1 protein-coding gene and 1 pseudogene are annotated in these 1,219 nt (G+C 28.2%); both read left to right on the top strand.

What is annotated here, in order from left to right:
* Positions 1-457, top strand: a 457-nt coding sequence (locus HMPREF9333_RS11965) for an ATP-binding cassette domain-containing protein (RefSeq protein ID WP_005542437.1), incomplete at its 5' end; no start/stop codon positions are given.
* Positions 454-1,156 (top strand): annotated as a pseudogene (locus tag HMPREF9333_RS11970) (energy-coupling factor transporter transmembrane component T family protein). The gene HMPREF9333_RS11965 and the pseudogene HMPREF9333_RS11970, both read left to right, overlap by 4 nt.
* Positions 1,157-1,219: the final 63 nt, after the last annotated feature.

The following is a 1,219-nucleotide window of genomic DNA, read 5'->3' on the forward strand; positions in this document are numbered from 1 at the left end:
TTATCAATTGTACTCCGATTCTGTTGTTTCTGAGTTAATGCTCAGTTCTGTGAATAGTATTAAGCAAAATGATGAAAAAATAGAAAATGCGATAACTTTATTGAATATTTCATCATTCAGAAATAGACATCCGCAAAGCTTATCAGGAGGGCAAAAGCAGCGAGTTACTATTGCAGCTGCAATAGCTTCAAATAAAAAAATTCTGATTTTTGATGAGCCAACCAGTGGACTTGATTATGAAAATATGAAAGTCGTATCTGAAGCAATTAATACTCTTCGTAAAAAAGGAATACTGATTTTTGTTATTTCTCATGATTTAGAATTTTTAAGTAGAGTAGCAACTAAAGCAGTTTTTATAGAGAATAATACTGTTAGCAAAAGGATCAATTTAAAGAAAAGTGATGAGTTTGAAACAATAAAAAGATTTTTACTGCAGAGTGAGGGATATGAAGAATGAGCAAATCTTGTAAACAAAATGGAATAAGATATGATCCAAGAATTAAGTTGTTACAAGTTTTAATTATAGGGGTTTTAGTATTTACTTTGACTGGTAAAAAGTATGAAGTTCTACTTTTTTTGTCAGTATTTGCATATGGAATGATAAGCGGCATATACAAAACTTGTTTTAAATTTTTAGCTTTATATATAGTGTTGTTTATGGTAGCGGAAATAAGTCCATTATTTATTTCAACTACAATACACTATTTTTTCCTATGTTTTATAACATTGACACTCGCAACTATAAATATGATTAGAACAAGTGAAATATCTGAAGTATTAGCTTCCTTGCAAAATATGAAAATTCCATATTATATAAACATTCCACTAGCTGTTATATTAAGATTTTTTCCTACTCTAAAACAGGATATTACTTGTATAAAGCAGGGAATTAAGACTAGAGGGATTGATATTTCTTTCCTTGGATTTTTAAAACATCCTTTTAAAGTTTATGAAATGATGTTGATTCCTATGTTAATGCGAATGTTATGTACTGCAACTGAGTTGTCGGCATCTGTTGAGACACGAGGACTTGGAGTTTCGTGTAAAAAAAACTAGTTATACAGAAGTCAAATTTCGTATGCTTGATATGTTATTGCTAGTAATAATGATGGTATTTTATCTAGCTATCATCATTATGAAAATAAAAATAATTTAAAAACTAAGGAAGAATAATTTAATAGGTAAAGAAAAAAAGAAAATTTAACTAAATTAAAGATTT

This window comes from Johnsonella ignava ATCC 51276 (assembly GCF_000235445.1).
Taxonomy (GTDB): Bacteria; Bacillota; Clostridia; order Lachnospirales; family Lachnospiraceae; genus Johnsonella; species Johnsonella ignava.